The sequence below is a fragment of the Pseudomonas sp. LBUM1652 genome, assembly GCF_059716105.1.
This window is the reverse complement of sequence record NZ_CP166804.1, coordinates 6,191,311-6,212,623: the sequence shown is the minus strand read 5'-3', so window position 1 is coordinate 6,212,623 and position 21,313 is coordinate 6,191,311. Positions and strand designations below refer to the sequence as shown.

Sequence of the window (21,313 nt, the reverse complement as noted above, 5' to 3'; positions counted from 1 at the left end):
TGGGCGTGATGTTCACTCAAGTGCCGCAGCCGCTGGTCTATGCCGAAGCGTTGCTGGCGCAGTTCGCCAGTCTGTCGCGGGCGGCGGACGGTGCTGCGTTGCTGGGTGAATTCGTGCGTGGGTTGGCCGAGTTGAGTGGCTGCGAATTGACGCAGCTGTATCTGCTCGACGCCACCCACACGTGCCTCGGGATGAACGCCGAGTACCTCGACGGTGCGTTGCAACCGCGTCAGGCCGCGAGCCTGCCGGCGGATTACAACGGTGAGCAACTGTTGCAATTCGCTCTGTGCCAGAACCGCGTGGTGTGCCTCGACGACCTCAGCGGCAGCCTGCACGAAACCAGTTTCCTGCCCGCCGCGACGACGCCGTGGCAGTCGCTGTTGTGCGTGCCGCTGGTCAATCAGCACAAGGCTGTCGAAGGCTTGCTGCTGTGTGCCAGTCGTCATCGCACCGACCTGCAGGGCTTTGCTGATTCGCTCGGCCAGCTCGGCTCGTTTGTGCTGGGGCAATTGCATTTGCTGCAACGCCTGCGTCAGCCGCTGGATGTAATGGAACCGGCACTGCGCAGTGTGCCGAGCATCAGCGGTTACGGGTTGATCGGCAAAAGCGCGGCGATGCGTCAGACCTACTCGCTGATCAGCAAAGTCCTGCACAGCCCGTACACCGTGCTGTTGCGCGGCGAGACCGGTACCGGCAAGGAAGTCGTGGCGCGGGCGATTCATGATTGCGGCCCGCGTCGTTCCCAGGCGTTCATCGTGCAGAACTGCGCGGCGTTCCCGGAAAACCTGCTGGAAAGCGAACTGTTCGGTTATCGCAAAGGTGCCTTCACCGGTGCCGACCGCGACCGCGCCGGGCTGTTCGACGCGGCCAATGGCGGCACGCTGTTGCTCGACGAAATTGGTGACATGCCGCTGTCGTTGCAGGCCAAGATCCTGCGCGTGTTGCAGGAAGGCGAGATCCGTCCGCTGGGTTCCAACGACACGCACAAGATCGACGTGCGCATCATCGCCGCGACGCACCGCGATCTGTCGGTGCTGGTCAGCGAAGGTAAATTCCGCGAGGACTTGTACTACCGCCTCGCGCAATTCCCGATCGAGTTGCCGGCCCTGCGCCAGCGCGAAGGCGACATCCTCGATCTGGCTCGGCACTTCGCCGAAAAGACCTGCACCTTCTTGCAGCGTGATCCGGTGCGCTGGTCGGACGGGGCGCTTGAGCACCTGTGCGGTTACACCTTCCCCGGCAACGTTCGCGAACTCAAGGCGCTGGTCGAACGCGCGGTGCTGTTGTGCGAGGGCGGCGAGTTGCTCGCCGAGCATTTTTCCCTGCGCATGGAGCCGATGCCTGAAGACAGCAGCGGTCTGAATCTGCGCGAACGCCTGGAACAGGTCGAGCGCACTTTACTGCTCGATTGCCTGCGCAAAAACGACGGCAACCAGACCCTCGCCGCCCGCGAACTGGGCCTGCCCCGGCGCACGCTGCTGTATCGCCTCGGGCGGTTGAACATCAATCTGGGAGATTTCGATGGGTAGGCCAAAATCATCGATTTCCCCGCAAAAAAACAATTTCAGCGCCGCCCGCAAGGGTTGGCGCTTTGTGCTTTGTCTACCCCTGGAGACCCTCTGATGTCTGTTCGTCACTGGCACGCTGTCCTGCTGACCCTCGTCGTTCTATGCGGCCTTGGCGGCTGTAGCGGCAATTACAAATTCAACGACAACGACTATCGCCCGTTGGGTGATCCGCAAGCGGTCAATCGCGGCAAGTGACCGCAAGGAGCATCAAACATGGAATTGGTTTTCGAAATGCTGAACACCAAGCAGTTCGTGCCCACCGAGTTGTGCCAGAAGACCTTCAAACAGGCCGGCGGCGTGATCGGGCGGGGCGAGGACTGCGACTGGATCATCCCTGACCGCAAGCGTCATCTGTCCAATCATCACGCGATTGTCAGCTACCGCGAAGGCACGTTTTTCCTGACCGACACCAGCAGCAATGGTGTTCAGGACGGCACAAGCGGCGCACGCCTGCACAAGGGCGAACCGATGCGCATCGAGCACGGCAGCACCTACGTGCTGGGTGACTTCGAGATTCGCGCGCGACTGGTGCGTGACCCGGCAACCTTCGACGGTGAAGTCGGCCGTCCGCGCGCTGCCGGCAGCATCATCCCCGACGACGCGTTCCTCGATCTCGATCCGCTTAACGCCCTCGAACAGCAAGAGCGCGTCTACTCGGAAATCGACGAACTGCTGGCGCCGAACACCAAGCCTGAAGACTCCCGTCAGCGTGCCGACTACGCGCGCATCGACATGGAAAGCCTGATGGTGCCGGAACTGATCGCCGCGCCCGCCGAACCTGAGCCTGCTCCGGCGCCTAAAGCCGTCGAGCGTCAGAGCGAAGGTTTCTGGGATCACTTCGGTGCTGCGCTGGGTGTGGATGTCAAAGGCCTCAGCCATGACGAACGCGAAGCCCTGGCGCTGAACGCCGCGCGTCTGCTGCGTCAGAGCATCGGCGGTTTGCAGCAGAGCCTGCGCACCCGTTCGGAGCTGAAAAATGAACTGCGTCTGGCCCAGACCACCGTGCAAGGCACCAACAAGAATCCGCTGAAATTCGCCGTCGACCCGAGCGAAGCACTGCAGATTCTGTTGCAGCCGAGCAAGCCCGGGCATCTGCCGGCCGAGCAAGCCATCTCTCGCGCGTTCCGTGACTTGCAGGCGCATCAGGTGGCTTTGCTGACCGCCAGCCGCGCCGCTGTGCGCGGCACGCTGGAGCACTTCTCGCCGGAGCAACTGACCCTGCGTTTCGAGCGCGACAACAAGCCACTGATCGCCACGTCCGGCGGGCGCTGGAGAGCGTTCGGCCGTTATCACCAGGCGCTGCGTCAGGACGATGACTGGAGCGAGCGTCTGCTGGCCCGCGACTTCGCTCAGGCCTACGAAGAACAGATCCGCCTGATCTCCACCCTCCACACCGACCACCAAGGATGATGCGCATGTCTCGCCGCTCGACCGCTTTTTTCAAGACGCTGACTGCGCTCACCGTGCTGGTGCTGCTCGCCGGTTGCTCGTCGCTGTCGCCGTACTCGAAAGTGACCAAGGTCAACCTGAAACTGACCGGCAGCGATCAGTTGAACCCGGATCTCAACGGCCGTCCTTCGCCGATCGTGGTGCGCCTGTTCGAACTCAAGCACCCGGTGACCTTCGAGAACGCTGACTTCTTCAGCCTTTACGAGCGCGCCAAGGAATCCCTCAACCCGGATCTGGTGGCCAGCGAAGAACTCGAACTGCGCCCGGGGGAAACCGTGGAGCTGAAACTCAGCGTAGAGGAGGGCAGCCGTTACGTCGGCATCCTCGCCGCCTACCGCGACCTGCCGGAAACCAAATGGCGCTACACGGTGCAGATCACTCCGCTGGAGCTCACCGACGCTGATCTGACCCTCGATCAGGCTGGTATCCGCAACACCCACGAAGTGATCGCCAAGGCGGATGACTGAACATGAATACCCATAAAGTCATTTGGCAGGAAGGCATGCTGCTGCGTCCGCAGCACTTCCAGCACAACGATCGCTACTTCGATCACCAGATGAAAACCCGCACCCAATTGCTGGGTGGCTACACCTGGGGTTTCCTCAATCTGGAGATCGACTTGCAGTTCCTCAACATGGGCAAACTGGTGATCAGTGAAGCCTCGGGGATTCTGCCGGACGGCAGCCTGTTCGAACTCGGTGGCAACACCGAACCGCTGGCGCTGGACGTGCCGCCGAACACCGGCAACACACCGATCTACCTGGCACTGCCGCTGGTCACCGGCAACCACATCGAGGCGCGCCGTCCGGAGCAGTCCGACGTGCTCGCGCGTTACACCGCGTACGACGCCGAAGTGGCCGACTCCAACGCCGGCGACGATTCCGCCAGCCAGGTCAGCTGCGGTCGCCCGGATTTCAAACTGTTGCTCGGCGAGCAGCAGAGCGATCAGGCCTACGTAAAGCTGAAGATCTGCGACGTGCTCGACACCACGCCCGACGGCGTGATCAGCCTCGATCCGGACTTCGTGCCGACCTACATTCAGGCCCACGCCTCCAGCTACTTGCTGTCGTGCCTGAAAGAAGTCATCAGCATGCTCAGCCACCGTGGCGACACCATTGCCGAGCGGATTCGCTCCAACGGCAAGGTCGGCGGTGCGGAAGTCGGCGACTTCATGATGCTGCAACTGATCAACCGCACTGAACTGCTGCTGCGCCACTATCTGGGTCTGGAGCAGGTGCACCCTGAAGAGTTGTATCGCACGCTGCTGACCATGCTCGGCGATCTGGCGACCTTCTCCGGCGAGAGCAAACGCCCGCGTCTGGACAGCCGCTACTCCCACGCCGACCAGGGCGCGAGCTTCCGCAAACTGATGGAAGCGATTCGTCAGGTGCTGTCGATGGTGCTCGAACAGCACGCCATCGAACTGATCCTGCAAGCGCGTCAGTACGGCATCATCGTGTCGCCGTTGCACGACCACAAACTGCTCGGCTCGGCTTCGTTCGTGCTGGCGGCCAGTGCCAACTGCGACTCCGAAGAACTGCGCCAGCGCCTGCCGGCGCACCTCAAGGTCGGCCCGGTGGAGCGCATCCGCCAACTGGTCAACCTGCACTTGCCGGGGATCAAGGTCAAACCGTTGCCGGTGGCCCCGCGGCAGATCGCGTTCCACTCCAACAAAACCTATTTCATCCTCGAACTCAGTTCCGAAGACCTGGCACAACTCGAGCGCTCCGGCGGCTTCGCGTTCCACGTGTCCGGCGAATTCGCCGAGCTTGAACTGAAATTCTGGGCCATCAGGAACTGACCGACATGATCAAGGAAACGGATTACAACCAGGACGACAAAACCGTCCTGCTCGATCGTCAGGGCCACGGACCGGCAGCCAGTCCGCTGACCGACTTCGCCGCGCCGCCGCGTTTCGAGCAACTGGAAGAACGCATGATCTACGCCGCGCGCCTGCGTCCGGCGGAAGCGTTCAATATCAGCCTCAACTCGCTGGTGGCGGCGTCGTCCGAACTGCTCTCGGAAGTGGTGCGCCTCAAACACAGCGAGACCCGCGAAGATTTGTACGCGCTCAACGAGCGCCTGACCGCCGGGCTCAAGCTGTTTGAAGTGCGCGCCCTGCACAATGGCGCCGAAAGCAGCCAGGTGATGGCCGCGCGTTACGTGCTCTGCACCGTGGTCGACGAAGCCGTCGTGACCACGCCGTGGGGCAACGAAAGCGAGTGGTCGCAGATGAGCCTGCTCAGCAGCTTCCACAACGAAACTTTCGGTGGCGAGAAGTTCTTCCAGCTGCTCGATCGGTTGTCGAAGAACCCGGTCAAGCACCTGCCGATGCTGGAGCTGATGTACCTGTGCCTGTCCCTCGGTTTCGAGGGCAAGTACCGCGTACAGGCGCGCGGCATGCTCGAACTCGAAGGCATCCGCGATGCCTTGTATCGCCAGATCCGTCAGTTGCGTGGCGATGTGCCGCGCGAGTTGTCGCCGCACTGGGAAGGCCTGAACGATCAGCGTCGCAACCTGGTGCGCATCGTGCCGGCGTGGATGGTGGTGTTGTTCACTTTCGTCTGTCTGGTGGTGATGTATTCGGGCTTCGCCTGGGTCTTGGGCGAGCAGCGCGACACCGTTCTGCAACCTTATCAGCCGCTTGATCCAGCCGCGGTTCAACCGCAGTCGCAGCCGTAAACAGGGACGTGTGATGAAAAAGTTTTTCAAGAAAGTCGGCGCCTTCCTGCGCCAGACCTGGGTCTGGACCCTGCTGCTGGTGCTGTTCGTGGCGCTGCTGGTGTGGTTCGCAGGTCCATTGTTGGCGGTAGATGACTACAAGTTCTGGGAGAGCGCGACCTCGCGCCTGCTGACCATCAGCGTGCTGTTCCTGATCTGGGGCCTGACCATGGTCTTCGTCAGCTGGCGCGCCGGTGTACGCAAGAAAGAAGTCGAAGCCACCGAAGACGGCCAGGATCGTATCCGCCGTGAAGAGTTGATCGACGACGAGCAGAAAGAGTTGAAGGCGCGCTTCAAAGACGCGCTGAAAACCCTGAAGACTTCGAGCCTGTATCGCGGCCGCAGCGAGCGCTGGCGCAGTGACTTGCCGTGGTATCTGCTGATCGGCCCACAGGCCTCGGGCAAGACCAGCCTGCTGGACTTTTCCGGTCTGGAATTCCCGATCAACAAGATCGACCGCAAGCTGACCCGCGACACCCTCGGCACCCGGCATTGCGACTGGTACTTCGCCGACCATGGTGTACTGATCGACACCGCCGGGCGCTACACCACCCAGCCGGACGCCGAAGTCGACGGCAGCGCCTGGCGCACCTTGCTGGAGCTGCTGCGCAAGCGTCGTCGCGGCCGTCCGTTGAACGGCGTGCTGGTGACCATTCCGGTGGAAACCCTCACCGGTGGCAGCGAGCAGGACATCGACACCCTGGCGCGCCAGGTTCGTGGTCGTCTGCAAGACGTCTATCAGAAGCTGCACGTCGACGTACCGGTCTATCTGGTGCTGAGCAAGGCTGACAAGCTGCTGGGCTTCGACGAGTTCTTCGATCAACTGACCCGCGAAGAAAGCGATCAGGTGCTCGGTACCAGTTTCCGCAAGGATCAACAGGGCACCGACGTGGCTGTGCTGCGCAACGAGTTCGAAGAACTGCTGCGTCGCCTCAACAGCCAGGTGATCATGCGCATGCACTCCGAGCGCGATACCCAGCGCCGTGGCCGCATCCTCGACTTCCCGCATCAACTGGGGCAGATCGGCGAGCGCCTGTGCCTGTTCGTCGACATGGCGTTCACCGGCAACCGTTATCAGCGTGCCACGCAACTGCGTGGTTTCTACCTGACCAGCGCCCCGCACCTGACGCAAGAGATGGACGCAACCACCGCCGGCATCGGCGCCAGTCTCGGCATGAATGCCGGTGTGCTGCCGACTCTGCGCAGCGGTCGTTCGCGTTTCATCCATCATCTGTTCAGCCAGGTGATTTTCCCCGAGGCCGATCTGGCCGGTCTGGACAAACGCGAACGCAGCCGCATTCATTGGGGCCAGCGCGCGCTGTACGTCGGCGCACTGGCGGCACTGGCGCTGTTCGGCATGCTTTGGGCGGGCGGATTCTCGGCCAACTACGAGCGGCTGGAAAACCTGCGCACACTGGCACAGAACTGGACTCAGCAACGCACGGCGCTGTCCCCGCGTGATGACGCGATGGGCGCGCTGAAAACCCTCGACACCAGCTACGCGGCGACGCAGGCGTTCCCGAAAAAGGGCGACGTCTCGTACCACGAGCGTGGTGGTCTGTATCAGGGCGAAGACGTCAATCCAGTGGTCAAAGTGGCTTATGAGCGCGAGCTTGAAACGCAACTGCTGCCACGGGTTGCGACCATGCTCGAAGGGCAGATCCGCGCCAACATGAAGGACCGCGAAAAGCTGCTCAACAGCCTGCGTGCGTACCTGATGTTGAACATGAAAGATCGTCGCGACGCCGCATGGCTCAAGGACTGGGTCGCCACTGACTGGTCGCAGCGCTACACCGGCAACACCGCGGTGCAGAACGGTCTGAACACCCACCTCGAACGCCTGCTGAAGCAGCCGTTTATCTACCCTCTGAACGATCAGTTGGTGACGCAGGCACGTCAGGTTCTGCGCGCCGAATCACTGGCGACCGTGGTCTATCGCATGCTCCGCGAGCAGGCGCGCAACCTGCCGGAATACCGCTTCAGCCAACACCTCGGCCCACAGGGCTCGTTGTTTATCGGCACCGAGTACGTGATCCCGGGTTTCTACACCCAACAGGGTTATCAGCAGTACTTCTCGGTGCAGGGTTCGGCGCTGGTCACCGACATCCTGCGTGACAACTGGGTGCTGGGTGAAGGCGTGGGCATCAGTGACATGGACTTGCGTCGCCTGATGGTCGAGCTGGAGCAACTGTACTTCCGCGACTACGCCAACTACTGGAGCGAGGCCGTTGGCCAGGTGGCTTTGCCGCCGATCAGCGACGCCGGTGAAGGCGCCGAGCAATTGGCGGGCCTGACTTCGGCCAACTCGCCGGTACTGGCATTGCTGACTGAAGTCCGCGAAAACACCCGCTTCGAAGCCGCCGCCGATCCGGTGGATGAAGCTGGTGATGCCGCTGATGCGCTGGCCGGCCAGAAGGGCAAGATTGGCAAAGTCGGCAAACTGGCGTCGGCTGTGGCGGACAAGGCTTCGGCCCTGAACGTCGCGAAAAACCTGCCGGACACCGCGAAGAAATCGCTGCAACGTCGCTTCGAACCGCTGCATCGTTTGCTCGATGACAACAACGGCCCGGCCGCTGACCTGACCCCGGCCCTCAGCGCGCTCAACGACCTGCAACTGCAACTGTCCGGTCTGGCCCGTTCCAGTACGCCGGAACAAGCCGCGTTCGAAATGGCGAAAACCCGCATGAGCGGCCAGCGTGATGCGCTGACCAACCTGCGTGCCGCCTCGGGTCGTCTGCCGCGTCCGCTGAGCGTGTGGTTCAACGTGCTGGCCGAAGACTCGTGGCGCCTGGTGCTCAACGATGCTTACCAATACCTGAACGGCCGTTATCAGAACGAGCTGTACAGCGTGTATGGCAAAACCATCAGCAAGCGTTATCCGTTCAGCGCCAGCAGCACCAGCGACGTGGCGATCAGCGACTTCCGCGAGTTCTTCCGGGCTCAAGGCACCGTCGACCGCTTCTTCGACAGCTACATGCGTCCGTTCGTCAGCGGTGATCCGGGCAACTACCGGATGCGCAGCGTCGACGGCCACAGCCTGCCGGTGTCCAAGGTCTACCTCGATCAGATGGCTGCAGCGCTGACAATTCGTCAGAGCTTCTTCTCGATCAACCCGGCCGAGCCGACCGTGCAGTTCAAACTTGAGCCGTACACACTCGATCCGGCGGTCAGCCGTTCCGAATTCAAGTTCGGCGACAAGACCATGGAATACCGTCACGGCCCGATCCTGCCAATGTCGTTCAAGTGGCCGACCGATGCTGAAGACGGCCGCACCAGCCTGGTCATGGACAAAATGGCCGGGCGTCCGATCGGTATCGAGAAGAACTCCGGTCCATGGTCGCTGTTCCGTCTGTTCGACCTGATGCAGACCGAGTACCTGACCGGTCGCGACGTGCTGGTGCTGAAAGCCGACGTGGGTGGCCTGCGCGCCAACTACCTGCTGACCAGCCAACGCACGCCGAACCCGTTCGACATGGGCGTACTGCGCACCTTCCGTATGCCGGTGCAGCTCTGATGCTCGTGGCCAGTACCTGGCGCAGCGCGGCGCGTACCGACCCGGGCAAGGTGCGGGCGCGCAACGAAGATGCCTTCCTCGACTCGCCACAGCAGGGGCTGTGGGTGGTCGCGGACGGCATGGGCGGTCATCAGGGTGGCGACATCGCCAGCCAGTTGATCGTCGCCAGCCTGGCTGAACTGCCGCAACACGAGGACTTCGACGAACGCCTCAAAGCCATCCGCCAGTGCTTGCACTGGCTGAACCGGCGTTTGGGGCAGGAGTTGACCGTCACTGCCGGCCGTCACGACAGCATCATGGGCAGCACCGTCGTGGCGCTGCTGGTGGAAGGCAATCGCGCGGCCTGCATCTGGGCCGGCGACAGCCGTTGCTATATGTGGCGCGGGCAGCGTCTGTATCAGCTGTCCAAAGACCATTCGCTGCAACAACAACTGATCGACGAACAGCAAATGAGCGTCGAACAGGCGGCGGCGCACCCGGCGGCTCAGGCATTGACCCGAGCTGTTGGTGCGGCCGAAACACTGACCCTGGATGTGCTGGAACTTGAGGTGTATCCGGGCGATGCGTTTTTGCTGTGCAGCGATGGTTTGTACCAAGGCCTGAGCAGCGATGCCCTCGGCAACGCCCTCAGTCTGAGTGCGCCACACGTGGCGCTGGAACGTTTGTTCGACGGCGCCCTGCGGGGCTCCGCTCGCGACAACCTGACTGCCGTGGTGATCCGCCAATGACCAATATCGAATCGCCAATCGATGACTTGCTGATGAGCGAAGAACAGGCCAACAACCTGACCTACTTCGCCTTCGCCAAGTCCAACAACGCAGAGCCTGCGCTGGCCCCGACCAAGGCCAGCATCGGTGCGCTGCCGGACGTGCTCGCCGGTCGCTACCACCTCGAGCGTCTGCTCGGGGCGGGCGGCATGGGTGCTGTCTACCGGGCAAGGGATCTGCTGCACGAACAGTTCGGCGATCCCGACCCTTACATTGCGCTGAAAATCCTCAGCGAAGAATTTGCCGAGTCGCCGGACGCCAGTGCCTTGCTCTACAGCGAGTTCGCCCTGACCCGACGCCTGCGCCACGACAACGTTGTGCGCGCACACACCTTTGAAGTCGACACTGACTGCCAGCGGGCCTTCATCACCATGGAATACATGCGTGGCCTGACCCTGGACAAATTGCTCTGCGAGCGGCCCCTCGGCCTGCCGTGGAAAGAACTGCGCGACATCGTGCTGCCGCTGCTCGACACGTTGGCTTATGCCCACCGTCGCGGCGTGCTGCACGGTGACATGAAACCGAGCAACGTCATGCTCAGCGAAGACGGCCTGCGCCTCTTCGACTTCGGTTTGGGCCAGGCAGAAGAGGGCACCTTGCCCGGTCTGCCACACCTCAGCCGTGAGCGCTTTAACGCCTGGACCCCGGGCTACGCCGCCCCCGAACTGCTTGAGGGCCAACCGTTGTCGGCCAGCGCGGACGTGTACGGCGTGGCCTGCGTGATCTATGAACTGGCGAGCGGCAAACACCCGTTCCGCCGCTTGCCCTCGACCCAGGCCCGCGACGAGCACCTGGAGCGCGAACTGCAAGCACCGCAAAACCTACCGAAACACTGTTGGCCAGCGCTGCAAACCGCGCTGAGCTTTGATCCGGCAGCACGCACCATCACTGCCGACCAACTGCGTGACGCCATGGGCGCCACTTCGTCCTGGCTACAACGTCTGCGACTTCGGGCGTAACGGATGACATTCGAACAGGGAGCACACGATGTTCAACTCAGCTAACGAAACCCACTTCAGCCTCAAGGTCGAAGACTACGTGGGCGACCTGCAAGTGCTGTCGTTTGTCGGCACCGAAGGCATCAGCCAGCCGTATCGCTTCGACCTCGAACTGGTCAGCGAAAACCCCGATCTCGACCTGGAAAAGCTCCTGCACAAGCAGGCCTTCCTGGCGTTCGATCCGCAGGGCTCAGGCATCCACGGCCAGATCTACCGCGTCGCCCAAGGCGATGCCGGCAAGCGCCTGACCCGCTACAAAGTGTCGATGGTGCCGCAACTGCAATACCTGCATCACCGCACCAACCAGCGCATCTACCAGCAGATGTCGGCGCCGAAAATCATCGCGCTGATCCTCGAAGAGCACGGCATCAAAGGCAACGCCTACAGCTTCCAGCTGAGCCAGCCGTGCCCGGATCGCGACTACTGCGTGCAGTACGATGAAACCGACCTGCACTTCGTCCAGCGCCTGTGCGAAGAAGAAGGCATTCACTACCACTTCCAGCACAGCGACAAAGGTCATCTGCTGGTGTTCGGCGACGACCAAACCGTGTTCCCCGACCTCGGCCAGCCGACCGCGTATGTGCAAGGCAGCGGCATGGTCGCCGACGAACCGGTGATCAAAGGCTTCAAGCTGCGCCTGGAAACCCGCACCAGCCGCACCACGCGCCGCGACTACGACTTCGAAAAGCCGCGCCTGCAAATGGAAGCGGCGTACAAACCTGAAGGCGCTCTCGATAGCAAAGACGCCGAACCGGATCTGGAAGAATACGACTACCCGGGCCGCTTCATCGACCGCGCGCGCGGCAAATTCCTCAGCCAACGCGCCCTCGAACGCCACCGCGCCGACTACCGCCAGGCCGAAGGTCGCGGCGACCAGACCAAACTGGTCAGCGGCCACTTCATGGCCATGTCCGACCACCCGCGCAGCGAGTGGAACGACCTGTGGCTGCTCACCGAAATCGTCCACGAAGGCAAACAGCCGCAAGTGCTCGAAGAAGGCGTGACCAGCGACACCACCGACAACAAGGACGACTTCCACCAAGGCTACCGCAACACCTTCCTCGCCACCCCGTGGGACGTGTTCTACCGCCCGGCCCTCGAACACCCGAAACCCCGCGTCCTCGGCAGCCAGACCGCCCACGTCACCGGCCCCAAAGGCGAAGAAATCCACTGCGACCAATACGGCCGCATCAAAGTCCAATTCCACTGGGACCGCGAAGGCCTGGCCGACGACAAAACCAGCTGCTGGCTGCGCGTCTCCAGCTCCTGGGCCGGCGACCGCTACGGCGCCATCAGCATCCCGCGCATCGGCATGGAAGTCCTCGTCACCTTCCTCGAAGGCGACCCCGACCAACCCCTCGTCACCGGCTGCCTGTACCACAAGGAAAACCCGGTGCCGTACGCCTTGCCGGCGAACAAAACCCGCAGCGTGTTCAAAACGCTCAGCTCCCCGGGTGGCGGCGGCTACAACGAACTGCGCATCGAAGACAAAAAAGGCGCCGAGCAGATCTACATTCATGCGCAGCGCGATTGGGATGAAAACGTTGAGCACGACCAGAAGATTCGGGTCGGTAATGAGCGTCACGATACGGTGGTGAAGAACACTTACACCGAGCTGAAGGCCGAAGAACACCGCACGACGATTGCCGACCGCAAGGTTGAAGTCAAAGCCAACGACCACCTTAGCGTGAGCCAGAACCAGCACATCAAACTGGGCACGGCTCAGTTGACCTATGCCGGGCAAGAAATTCACCTGAAGTCTGGCGACAAGATAGTGATCGAGGCGGGAACGGAATTGACGATCAACGCGGGAGGCAGCTTTATCAAACTCGACGCCGGCGGCATCACCGTCGTCGGGCCGCTGGTGAAGATCAACGCCGGCGGGGCTGCGGGAACAGGTTCGGGGATTGCGATCTTGCTGCCTGTGCTACCGGTACTCGCGGATAAAGACAAGGCCGGAAACCTGATGGATCGCGCGCAGGGCAATGCCCGAACGCCCGTCCCGCCGGTCGAGCCGAAGAACCTGCGCTTTGACATTCGTCTGGCCGACCGGCCGGGGGACGGCGCCTTTGCGTTGGCGAACACACCGTGGCGCATCATCAAAATGAGCGAGCCGACCTGGAAAAAAATCGGTCGTGTGGCGGAAAGCGACGTCATCGCCAAAGGCGAAACCGATGACGAAGGCAAAGTCACTCTTACCGATGCCATTCAGAAAAAGCTTTCTCTCGAATACCCACAAAATCCGGAAATGTTCTGGCTGGTGTATCCAGGCCAGTGTGTCGCGCTCAAGGCACATACCGACACCGGCTGGTCTGAGGAACAGCGTGAACTGCTGGCACTGGCAAGTATGGACTTCAGCAGCGAGCCCCACACCAACGCCCGTCACGAACAAGCCGGCACAGACAAACTCAGCGCCTTCGAAAACTTGTCACTGACCGACGGCATTGCACTCTTCGAAAAATTAAAGGGGTTTAAGGCATGAGCAACTTGAACGGCGTTCAGCCCAAGCAACTGAACCAGCTCAACTCAAAAGACGGCGATGCCTACACCGCTACTTCCGCTCCCGGATGGTTCATCAAAGGCAATGCCAAATACGGCGAAGCTTTTTCACCTGAGCGCCCGGGCAACGAAGTGAAGTTTTTCACCACCGGCAGTGACTACTTCAAAGATGTCGCCAACGCGATAAAAAACGCCAAGAAGTCCATCTTCATTTCCGGTTGGCAGATCAACTACGAAGTGCGGCTGGAGGGCGAAACCCGGCTGTGGGACTGCTTGCATTATGCGTTGCACAAAGGCGCAGCACCGGACATCTACCTCATGCCCTGGCTGTCCCCGAAGGCCGCTGTTGATACCGGTGATCTGGAAACCATGGTGGCCGCGTTTGTTCTGAATGCCGGTCTCGCGAAGAAAAAAGTTTGGTGCCTGCCGGCGATCCAGCAAAGCGACATGGGCACCCTCGGTCTGTTCTTTTCCCATCACCAGAAGATGGTGGTGATCGACAACGAAATCGCCTACGTCGGTGGGATCGACCTCGCCTACGGGCGCCGCGATGACAACAACTTTCGTCTGGCCGCCGAAGGCCGAACCGCCAACGAGTTTTACAACCCGTGCATCCCGCCGATCAAGGAAATCGAAGCCCACAAGCAATACCCGTACATGACCACCGTCGAGTTGATCGGCGCAGCCTTGATGGAGGGTGATGTATTGAGCAAGGCCCAGCGCAAGCTGGCATGGGCCAAGGACAACAAGATGTTCAACGTGCTGCGCGAGGCGAAGAAAGACGCCGGTGAATGGTTCGCCGAAAAGGGCAAGGACGGTCTGCGCTTGCTAGGCGCGGGCGCGGCGTACTCCACTGGCGGTGTGATCTACATTGCTGAGTTCATCCAGCAACAGTTGACCGGAGACAATCTGGAAGGCTGGAAGAAAAGCTTGCGCCAATGGAAAACCTCGCTCGATGGCGCCGTCGGCACCATTGATCATGAAGTCCAGACGCTGCAAAAAACCGACAGTGCCCTGACTGAACTGCGCCAGGAAGCCAAATCCATCAGCGAGGCCATTGGTGTGGCGCTGAACAAACCGGAGCAAGCCTCGGCCATTCAGCAGCGCGTCGAGAACTGGCTGGTGCGCGCGCAACAGAAAATTCCTGCGGTGACCGCGGTCACTCAGCCGGGTCGCGCCAAGTTGCAAACTCAGGTCACCCGCCTCAAGGGTGAAGTGCAGACCTGGGTAGAGCGCGCTGCTCCGCAGGCGGACAAGCTTCAACAAGACTTGTCCGCCTGGGCTGGCCAAGTCATAAAGTCCGGCGGTCAAATCAGCGAGCAGCTATTGAACGAGGGCAGCGAACTCACCAGTCTGTGGATCCAGCAAACAGGGCTGGGCGCGTTTTATGCCTGGCTCAACAACACGCCAACGCCGATTATCACCGCCAAGGCGATGACGGAATTCGAACAGATCTCCACACCTTTTGTCCTCTACCTGCACTCGGTTCTCGACCGATTGAGCGATGCTCAATCGGGCCAGCCCTATTCGTACCTGGCTGACCCCGCGACTCGCCTGCTGCCACCCGGGGGCATGATGCTCGACAGCATCAAACAACCGCGCATGCCTTGGCATGACGTGCACATGCGCCTGGAAGGCAGCTCGGTTTATGACCTGTCTCGCAACTTCATCGATCGCTGGAACAGTCTGCAGGCGCGCTTCGACGGCAAAGTGCAGAAGATGCCCAGCGCTCTGGCAGGCCTGCTTAAGTTCGCTGACAAAAACCTAGAGCCTGTCCCGTTCAAACCGCGCTACCTCGCGCAACCCGAACGTGTCGCACCAAAGGGCAAAATGAGCATGCAAGTACTGCGAAGCGCTCCGCTGCGCATGCAAACCGAAGAACGCCAGGGCGCCAGCAAGTCAGGCGCCAAAGCTCCAGCCTCCGCCCCGGCAGGCGTTCAGGCAAATTGCATGCAGGCCATGCTGCAAGCGATCTCGGGGGCGCAGCATTTCATTTACATTGAGAATCAGTTTTTTCAGAGTGCGTATGGCGAGGGGACCAAGGAGTCACCTTCTGTAGTCGATGGACCGATGCAAAGCTTGATGAGCATCTCAGGGTTACCAGGGTACGAAACCTATAAGAAACGGCTACGACTGGACGAAGTGGAAAAGGACCCTAAGAAGCTTCACAAAATCAATTATTTCGCATTGGCGGAGATGATACGAAACAAAGAGGCCGAGGCGTTTACTCAGGGCGTCATGCAGGTTTTGACCAATCAGGCGACCGTCGAGAGCTTGAATCTCCTGCAAACACCACAAACCGCCCTGATAAACCCCTTGTGCGAAGCGCTGGCCGATCGAATTGAACGCGCGATCGAAATGGGCGAGAACTTCCATGTCTACATGGTTCTTCCCGTGCACCCCGAAGGACCGCTCAACGCGATCAACCTGATGACCCAAGTTCACCTGACGATGCAAAGCATTTCGCTGGGCGAGCAGAGCCTGATAAAACGAGTACAGCGGGCGATGGCGATTAAGGAGCAGATGGATAGAGGCAGACCGGAAGCAGAGGCTAAGGCTGGTGTAGAGTTCATTTCTGGCACAGACAAAACACTTCGAGTTTTTGAAACAATGGAGTGGAGCCGTTATTTGACTCTATTGAATCTTCGCGCTTGGGAAAACCTAGATCGCCCCGTGACTGAGCAAATTTATGTTCACAGTAAGCTGCTGATTGCAGATGATCGCGTGGCGATATTAGGTAGTGCAAACATAAATGATCGCAGCCAATTGGGGGGTCGAGACTCTGAACTCGCTGTCATCGTATCGGGAACTGTATCGATGCCTGCGCCGGTGAACGGCAAAAAGCAACATCCCGTCTGCGCTGAAATCAAGGCGCTACGAAGTAAGCTCTGGAGTAAGCTATTCGCCCTTGACGTCACAGATAAAAAAGTCAAAGTCCAGCCAGCTACGTTCTTGGGTAGTTTAATTGATCAACCTGCGTCACCAGAAACCTGGAAAGCGATTCAAGAACAGGCGCAATTGAACTCTGACGAGTACACAAAAGCGTTTCCTTTTATCCCAAGCGACAACATGTCTATCTGGCCAACTTGGAAAAAGACACCCAGCAAAAACGAAACAACCAAACCAGCCGCAAGTAAAAAAGACGAACCAATGCCATTCGAGTCTGACTTCTGGAAAAAATCCAGAGCCAGCGAGATGCCTGGAGTAATCTTAGGGTTTATCACAACGCTCCCCGTCGACTGGACAAAAAACGAAATCAATGATTCCAAATTCAATTTGACCATTCTTGCTCAAATAGAACCAAACAAACAGGACGGTGATTACAAAGCTATCGCAGCTTTAACCAACAATCGATCCACGGAAAATTCATAATGCACTCTATTAAATCAATCTACACTCTGATCAGCTGTTGCTTTCTCTTAGCTCAAGGTGTGCAAGCAGAAACCAACACCGCCACACAACAATCTAGAACAGAGTGCTTGGGGCGATCGGTATTCGACATAAAACCAGAATTAACGTGGCACCTGCTTAACGACCAATGGACCTATACTGCCGGCACTGATTTCACCACTTATTCACCGGATATACGCTTGGCGGACAAGCAGCTCAGTTACGGCAGTGATCCAACAAATGATGCATACGGTCTAGTCACCATTGAAGTCTCACCTAAAACCGATTTAGAAACCTTTAACGAATTGGTCAGCAGCCATCGCCCAGACATAACCGTGGCAAAAGAACGTGTAGTAAAAAACAAAATCGACAAAATTTCAGAAATAATGACAGGAGACTTATCTCGCTCGGACCCCGCAAAATATAAATCACTGCAAAAGCAACGACTCGATCTCCGCAAAACATTAACCAGAATCAGAAAAGTAAGCACCGAACTCGTTGTGTTGGCGGACTTTATAAGTCAGTTCAAAAGAGAAAACCGTCCCTACGAACATTTTGAAATTGAACTGGAAGCCTACAAAAAAGAATTCGACACCTACCCCACGGACGATCTGTACGCCGAACAGTCCGCCTTCGACTTCGGCATGCCAGATGCCTACGGCGCTCGCTATCCCGATAAACTCATCGTGCTCTTGTGGCGTGACGACCGAATCTATCGCTTCGCATTCGGCCAACAAAGCGACTATTCCGAACACAGAAGCTCGTTCGAAAAACTACTCCCCGCCGCCCGTGACGTGCTCGCGCGGTTCCGCACGCGCGCAGAATTTGAGATACCCAAAGAGACTGGCTTTTGCCTGCCCTTCGGCTTCATCGCCGATGATGGCAAAGCCCACTACTCGATCACCATGGCCTGGCATCCCACTGACAACCCGAACCTTCTTTACAGCCTGAGTTTGAGCGACGACATCGGCAAAGCCCTTAATCTGCTCCCGGTATTGACCACGCCGATCATGGGCAACCCATTCCCAAGTGCCGGCGTCATTCAAACCTTCGGCCCTTCAAAAGTGCAAATCGGATCGCGGACAGGAATCATGGGCGGGAAGTATTACAAGCCCACGGACCCGCAAGGCAAAGAAACCGAGTCCACAGAAAGATTCGTCATGACCGCAGGTCTGGCCAGCAAGGGTTATGAGCCGAGTATGGTGTTGAAGGCCGAGAATTACGCTTCGACACAAGTCAGATCCTTTGAGCAGAGCAAGGAAGACTTTCTCAACATTCTGAAGAGCTTCCGCCTGCAACCGGGTATGGACAAACTGACCGGTAAGTGAAAGCAGAATCCGGGGGCGCAAATAGAGCAGATTTTTCTGTATGGGAGACTTGAATAAATCTGCTGCCCCCCCTACACCACTACAATTGCATTATTGGCGCACGTAAATCAGAACATGGATACGCTAGACGCGCCTTCTAAAAACTAGTCCTAGAGAGCTGTAAATAATCGTAAATATCGCCGGAGAAAATAAATGGGGTATTACGCTGCTTTGCCGCTTCAGGTTTAATAAGTATGAAAAAAAGACAGCCGTTTTTTACTGAGGCCTATTATAAAAGCCTTGTCGGGCTTTATGATTCTTCGGAATCGTATTGGAGTACGCACAATCTGGAAGAGGATTTTCCAGGCCAGGAAGCATCTTTGAAAGCCTTTGAGGTTAAACAGGATTCACTCGGCGCTTTGATAATCAGGTATACAGCTGGCGAACCTATTTCAGAGTTGTTTGAACCGCTTGAAAGAGTCGTGCGAAATTTTGAGGTGTATCAAAATGCCTTGGCTGAGTATGAGGGGGTGCCGAATATATCGCCACTAGATCTTGAAGATTCTCCAGCAGATTTTGAGGAGTTTGTTCAGGTGGCCAGCCTGTGCATCCTGTTGCATCGGAATGATCTATTGGCCAGGTTTGTAAGTTTGACAGATGCGGCAGGCTTTAATAGTGAGGATACGCTGTACGAAGATTTGCTACGTAAAAACTTGGCAGGTAGGGCTGATATAGATGAGTGGTTTCATCCAGTATATACGAAGCTGATCAGATCAATTTATACCTCTAGCAAAACCGAGGCATCTAAGCTTTTGAATGAATATTGCGGTCAGTGGTATGAGTCTTTTGGTGAACTCCAGGCGAGTTGGCACGACTCGCATTTAAGTATTGATGGTGATGATGGTAGCTACGTTGGTTACTGGGCCTTTGAAGCAGGTGCTATTGCATTTCTTTATGGGATTGATGATAGCAAAATAGATCATATGGTTTATCCGAAGGACTTGGTTGAGTATGCTAGAAACTATACCGGCTCCAGCATCTCACAAGTTGGTCGTGTTGACTCGGGGCAACCATGTAGTAAACAAGGTTATTGGTTTACTCCCGCGCAAGCTAACTCTCGGCGATACTTCAAGCAGGGCGAAATTATGCCGAATGTAGATGATTCGCGATGGGGCGATACAATTTGGTATTGGTCAGGGGAATAGAGGTTTAATAAATTAAATGGGCACAGACCCTGAGAAATCCCCGCTTTTTCCTACGAGAAATCAAGAAGTTGGGAATTGAAGAGACCTGCATGGGTCGGCAGCTTGTATTGCACCACACAAAAACAAGATCCCGATCCCATGCAGGCAATCCGATTCTTACACAGCGCGCTCGCTCAAGCACTTCCCACTGTCCATTCCCATCGTCTGAAAACGCTGATGTGTTGTGTCAGTTCATTACTGAAAGGCCGTCGTCTGACGCTGACAGGACTGGGTCGATTCATGTCTGGCAAGGCCTATCCCAAACATGCCATCAAACGGGTGGATCGACTTCTCGGTAATCGCCATCTGCAAACGGAGCGTTCGCTGTTTTATTGGGTCATGTTGCGGGCCTTGCTGGGGTCGTTGAAACATCCCTTGATTCTGGTCGACTGGTCACCGATCGATGCGGCGGGAGAGTTCTTTTTGTTACGCGCCGCCATCCCGTTGGCTGGGCGCTCGTTTCCTATTTACGAGAGCGTTCACGAGCGCGAAGGATGTCCTAAATATCAAAAGCGATTGCTGCAAACGCTGGCCGAAATGCTTCCCAAAGACTGTGTGCCGATCCTTGTGGCCGATGCGGGTTTTCGACGGCCCTGGATCAAGGTTGTCGAGGCGCAAGGCTGGTATTACGTGGCTCGGGTGCGCAATCGTGATCTTTACCGCGGTGATTCGAACACCTGGCTGCCAGTGAAAAACCTGCACGCTTTGGCGTCTTCTTCACCGAAGTCTCTGGGCCGGATCGAGATGACCCAAAGCGCTCCGCATTTCATCCAGTTGTACTGCGTCAAGCACCGAGCCAAGGGGCGAAAGCATCAGCGCGTCACCGGCTCAATCGCCAAAAACAAGCTCAGCAGGCAATCGGCCAATCGTGAACGAGAGCCGTGGTTGCTGGCCAGTAATCTGCCGGAGGAGCTATGGAATCCATCGAAAATCGTGGCGATTTACAAACAACGGATGCAGATAGAAGAAGGCTTCCGGGATGTAAAAAGCGAGTACTTCGGTGTTGGCGTGACTCGTCATCGAAGTCACTGCCCACGCCGAATTGAAGTGCTATTACTGATCGCGGCTTTGGCCAACTACATCATCTGTTTGACCGGCTTACAGGCCCGCGAGGCGGGCCACGAACATCGCTTTCAAAGCAATAGTCTTAAACACCGACGAGTGTTATCGCTGTGGCGACTGGGGCTTGAATACTGGCGTAGCGGACGCGGCTCAAAGTCTGGAAAAACCTTGGAGAGACTTGAGCACGCGTTAAGAAACGAGGTGCGTCAACAGGCGCAGGCTCTGGAGTAGATTTGTGGGGATCTATCAGGGTCTGTCCCCGGTTTCCTTTAAATAGTTGGAAAGTGAGGACGGATTTTTATTTAACCCAATCAGTCCCCTCGTTCCGCTTACGTTTTCGCTTCCAGCCTTGCCGCGATCAATTCTTCTAAGTGATCCAACGCACGTTCCACCATGAGCTGCGCACCATCGGCAATTCTACTCAGTGCCAATGCCACCGAGCGGTTTGAGCCTTCGACGTCGTCCGCTAGTTTGGCGGCGATGGCGCTGATGGACAGCATGTCTTCGGAGGCATTGGCCAAGAGGGCTTCCGGATCAATGCCGGTTGAGATGGTGAAGAGTCTGCCTTTACGGCGTTTGGATGGTTTGTCGTTGGTAGGTGGGAAGTAATGGGCGAAGGCGCGGTCGGCGGCTTCTTTGTCGAGCGTTGCAGTGTTGAGGGATTCTTCGGCGGGGGTGCCAGTGTTGTCTGGCGGGTTGGGCGTCACTTTGAACATGGATGTATCTCCGTCTGTATATTAGGAGCCACCACCGTTCGCTTGCACGCAAATAAGGTGGCAGCTGTGCGCAGGTGT

15 protein-coding genes are annotated in these 21,313 nt (G+C 58.1%); 14 read left to right on the top strand and 1 reads right to left on the bottom strand.

Annotated elements, in window-relative coordinates; genetic code table 11:
* Window positions 1-8 precede the first annotated feature (8 nt).
* The 14 genes from ACA069_RS28170 (at window position 9) to ACA069_RS28105 (ending at window position 20,750) form a co-directional block, all read left to right on the top strand.
* Window positions 9-1,529, top strand: coding sequence for a sigma-54 interaction domain-containing protein (locus ACA069_RS28170; RefSeq protein ID WP_497615634.1), 1,521 nt, complete (start codon window positions 9-11; stop codon window positions 1,527-1,529).
* A gap of 93 nt (window positions 1,530-1,622) precedes the next feature.
* Window positions 1,623-1,763, top strand: coding sequence for a hypothetical protein (locus tag ACA069_RS28165; protein ID WP_003229566.1), 141 nt, complete (start codon window positions 1,623-1,625; stop codon window positions 1,761-1,763).
* An 18-nt stretch (window positions 1,764-1,781) separates the two neighbouring features.
* Window positions 1,782-2,978 (top strand): type VI secretion system-associated FHA domain protein TagH, encoded by a 1,197-nt coding sequence (gene tagH, locus ACA069_RS28160; RefSeq protein ID WP_187677132.1) that lies wholly within the window; start codon window positions 1,782-1,784, stop codon window positions 2,976-2,978.
* A gap of 5 nt (window positions 2,979-2,983) precedes the next feature.
* The gene (gene tssJ, locus ACA069_RS28155; protein ID WP_497615633.1) at window positions 2,984-3,484 is read left to right on the top strand and encodes a type VI secretion system lipoprotein TssJ; all 501 of its coding nucleotides are present in this window, start codon (window positions 2,984-2,986) and stop codon (window positions 3,482-3,484) included.
* Window positions 3,485-3,486: 2 nt separating this feature from the next.
* Entirely contained in the window at window positions 3,487-4,818 is a 1,332-nt protein-coding gene (tssK, locus tag ACA069_RS28150; protein WP_497615632.1) for a type VI secretion system baseplate subunit TssK, read from the top strand.
* 5 nt (window positions 4,819-4,823) lie between these two features.
* On the top strand, window positions 4,824-5,699 hold the full coding sequence (gene icmH / locus ACA069_RS28145; protein WP_095187890.1) for a type IVB secretion system protein IcmH/DotU: 876 nt from the start codon (window positions 4,824-4,826) through the stop codon (window positions 5,697-5,699).
* A gap of 13 nt (window positions 5,700-5,712) precedes the next feature.
* On the top strand, window positions 5,713-9,252 hold the full coding sequence (tssM, locus tag ACA069_RS28140) for a type VI secretion system membrane subunit TssM (RefSeq protein ID WP_497615631.1): 3,540 nt from the start codon (window positions 5,713-5,715) through the stop codon (window positions 9,250-9,252).
* Entirely contained in the window at window positions 9,252-9,980 is a 729-nt protein-coding gene (locus ACA069_RS28135; RefSeq protein WP_187677128.1) for a PP2C family protein-serine/threonine phosphatase, read from the top strand. The genes tssM and ACA069_RS28135 overlap by 1 nt, the downstream gene beginning before the upstream one ends.
* Complete coding sequence (locus ACA069_RS28130; RefSeq protein ID WP_187677127.1) at window positions 9,977-10,978, top strand: serine/threonine-protein kinase; 1,002 nt, start codon at window positions 9,977-9,979, stop codon at window positions 10,976-10,978. The genes ACA069_RS28135 and ACA069_RS28130 overlap by 4 nt, the downstream gene beginning before the upstream one ends.
* A gap of 28 nt (window positions 10,979-11,006) precedes the next feature.
* The gene (locus tag ACA069_RS28125) at window positions 11,007-13,499 is read left to right on the top strand and encodes a type VI secretion system Vgr family protein (RefSeq protein WP_497615630.1); all 2,493 of its coding nucleotides are present in this window, start codon (window positions 11,007-11,009) and stop codon (window positions 13,497-13,499) included.
* The gene (locus ACA069_RS28120) at window positions 13,496-16,888 is read left to right on the top strand and encodes a hypothetical protein (protein WP_497615629.1); all 3,393 of its coding nucleotides are present in this window, start codon (window positions 13,496-13,498) and stop codon (window positions 16,886-16,888) included. The genes ACA069_RS28125 and ACA069_RS28120 overlap by 4 nt, the downstream gene beginning before the upstream one ends.
* A complete protein-coding gene (locus ACA069_RS28115; RefSeq protein WP_489880220.1) occupies window positions 16,888-18,234 on the top strand; it encodes a T6SS immunity protein Tli4 family protein in 1,347 nt (448 codons plus the stop codon). The genes ACA069_RS28120 and ACA069_RS28115 overlap by 1 nt, the downstream gene beginning before the upstream one ends.
* Before the next feature lie 233 nt (window positions 18,235-18,467).
* Window positions 18,468-19,418, top strand: a complete 951-nt coding sequence (locus tag ACA069_RS28110) for a PoNe immunity protein domain-containing protein (RefSeq protein WP_497615628.1) — start codon at window positions 18,468-18,470, stop codon at window positions 19,416-19,418.
* A gap of 138 nt (window positions 19,419-19,556) precedes the next feature.
* On the top strand, window positions 19,557-20,750 hold the full coding sequence (locus ACA069_RS28105; protein ID WP_497618322.1) for an IS4 family transposase: 1,194 nt from the start codon (window positions 19,557-19,559) through the stop codon (window positions 20,748-20,750).
* 98 nt (window positions 20,751-20,848) lie between these two features.
* On the opposite strand, the gene ACA069_RS28100 is transcribed toward ACA069_RS28105, so the two are convergent.
* Window positions 20,849-21,235: a DUF6124 family protein gene (locus tag ACA069_RS28100; protein WP_497615627.1), complete on the bottom strand. Its 387-nt coding sequence runs from the start codon at window positions 21,233-21,235 to the stop codon at window positions 20,849-20,851.
* Between the last annotated feature and the right edge of the window lie 78 nt (window positions 21,236-21,313).